The organism is Endozoicomonas sp. YOMI1, assembly GCF_024606345.1.
Taxonomy (GTDB): domain Bacteria; phylum Pseudomonadota; class Gammaproteobacteria; order Pseudomonadales; family Endozoicomonadaceae; genus Endozoicomonas.
This window is the reverse complement of the sequence record NZ_JAHHPM010000505.1, coordinates 1-2,423: the sequence shown is the minus strand read 5'-3', so window position 1 is coordinate 2,423 and position 2,423 is coordinate 1. Positions and strand designations below refer to the sequence as shown.

The window sequence follows — 2,423 nt, the reverse complement described above, 5'->3', positions numbered from 1 at the left end:
GGTCCCACCGGATGCGGTGGTTAAGGATTATCAGGCAGCCAGGGCAACACTGGAGGTAGCGAGATTTAAGGTAAAATGTTGCCTGAGGGGCCTAAGGTTGGATGGCCAGCTGGTCCCACCGGATGTGGTGGTTAAGGATTTGCAGGCAGCCAGAGCAATACTGGAGATAGGGCGCTTCAAAGAGGAATGTTGCCTGAGGGGGCTGGTATTGAATGGTCGGCCGGTCACACCAGATGCAGTGGTTAAGGATTATCAGGCAGTTAAAGCTACCCTGGAGATGGCACGCTTTAAGGGACAATGTTGTCTGAGGGGCCTGAGGTTGGATGGCCAGCAGGTCACACCGGATGCGGTGGTTAAGGATTATGAACGCGGTGGCCGGTTGTTCGAAAGAGCCATTTTTTATGCTCAGCTGGCATTGAATGCCAGAGAATTGAATGGCAACTACCTGGATAACCAGAAAGTATTGGCAGCGTTTAATGAAGTACCCGGGGACCATTCTTCAAGGCAAGCTGAATTCCTGATGCAAAGGTTGAAACAGTCTCAGCGTTACGGTGAAACTAGCGAAGCTCAGGATAGACTTCAAGATATCTGGCAAATCTTGAATGGTTGTTCGGTCAAAGACGATGAGCAACACCGGCTGCAATGTATATTGCAATTCATGGCTATGGATAATGAATTGACCATTGATCACCAGCGAGTGTCAGCAGAACAGGTATTGCAATCCATCAAAACACTGAGGCGCTCATTTAAGAATTCACGCCTGCATTTCTTCTTCCTGGCACACTGCTATATCACCAGACAGTCCATTAATGGGCGGGAAATCCATAAGGATTATGTATTGGGGTATCTTGAGAGTTTTCCTGAAGGAAGCAGGCTGCGCCATGCTCTAGGCTGCTGGTTTGAACAATACAGCTGCGAAGCCAGTTCAATGGATAATTTACTGTTTAATGTCGTTGCCCCGGGGGGAGATAGTCCGCACGGATACGCAGCCTCTGCCAGTCAGCATAGGGCTTCTGTTGCCACTGAGCCCCGCCACAAACCCCGCCACAAACAGAGTGCCGACAACGCCTGGTGGGGCTGTTTGCTCAATGATGGAAACAGGTATTCAGGCCATCGTGTAAATAACCCCGGACATGGGCATAGATATCATCTCCCCGACTTGATCCCCAATATAGAGAGCGCTGGCGGAAGTGCAAAATCGGTAGAGGTATCCATTGCCTATCCTGGCAGGGAAGGCCCATATCAGGTTGAGGAATACCGGGATGAAACAGAAAATACGCCCCCTGCTCGGGCAGTTACCCTGAGTCCGGCCAGAACCCTGCAGCAATGGTCAACAACAGGCGGGCCGGGCATCCCGGAAAAGCCGGTTCCCCGGTTAAATGCGCTAACGCTGAAAGCACTGGGGATTATTCAGGAAGTCAATGATTCTTATACTGATCCCCCCATTCTGATTACCGGTTCATACGCGCGTTTTTTACAGAAGCTCTGCTCATTCTTCAATGATATTGACATTATCTGTACGACAGAAGAATCCGCCAGAACACTCTTTGACAAGCTGCAGGCACTGAACACCCACAGGGATTCAGACATCCCCACACACATCACCATCTTGCCTATCCGGGGATGCCATGAGATTAAACTACCAAAAGCCTATAATATTTATCTTCAAGACGGTGACCTGGGTACCAAAGCAATGGAGCTTCAGGTCAGTGTTGACGACAGGGTAACCTATGAAAATGCAGCACAATTGGCCTTTCACGTTCCCGGGGTTCAGGGGCTGGTAAGGTGCTTGTCGTTCGCTGAAGAAACCAGATTACTGAACGATACGCTGGAATACCTCGCTGATAATCTTGACCTGCTGACCGAGCAATTAAAAACAGGAGCGGTATTACACATACCAAGAACCATTCTTTTTAATTTTCCTCAAAACCCCGATGAAGGTATTTATGGCTTGCTTATGCGCTGTCTGCTTACCCTGAATAAAGCCGGGCAGTTTATTGCTTTGCACTCTGATCTAAACACCGGGAAAACTGACTACCCGACTAACCCCCTTCAAGAACAACATCAACGCCTTCATGCGCTCACTGAGAAGATCCGAATGAAATTGCATAGCCATGTTTGCCGTCATGATTTTGAGCTTAGAGTTAACAACTGGCTATCGACAACTTCCCATGTTAATGATTACGAAATCATGAGAAAGGAATTTATCGAAACACTGCTTGCGATGATGCATCCTGAATAAGATCGAGTCCGGTCACCGGCATGGGCCTGCATAAATGAAGTGAACCTAGTAATCATTTTGAGGTCAAACAGCGGTATTTAAGTAGTTAACCAAATGAAATCATATTTTCTGACTAAGTGATCAGTTACTCCCGGCAACTGCTCCTGCGTTGCTCTAGCTCCTGCATCCATGCAGTCGTGCG

At 48.4% G+C, this 2,423-nt stretch carries 1 protein-coding gene; it reads left to right on the top strand.

All coding sequences use genetic code 11. The annotated features are described in order from the left end of the window. A partial coding sequence (locus KDK15_RS17955; protein WP_257296767.1) for a hypothetical protein occupies positions 1-2,242 on the top strand: 2,242 nt, incomplete at its 5' end. Positions 2,243-2,423: the final 181 nt, after the last annotated feature.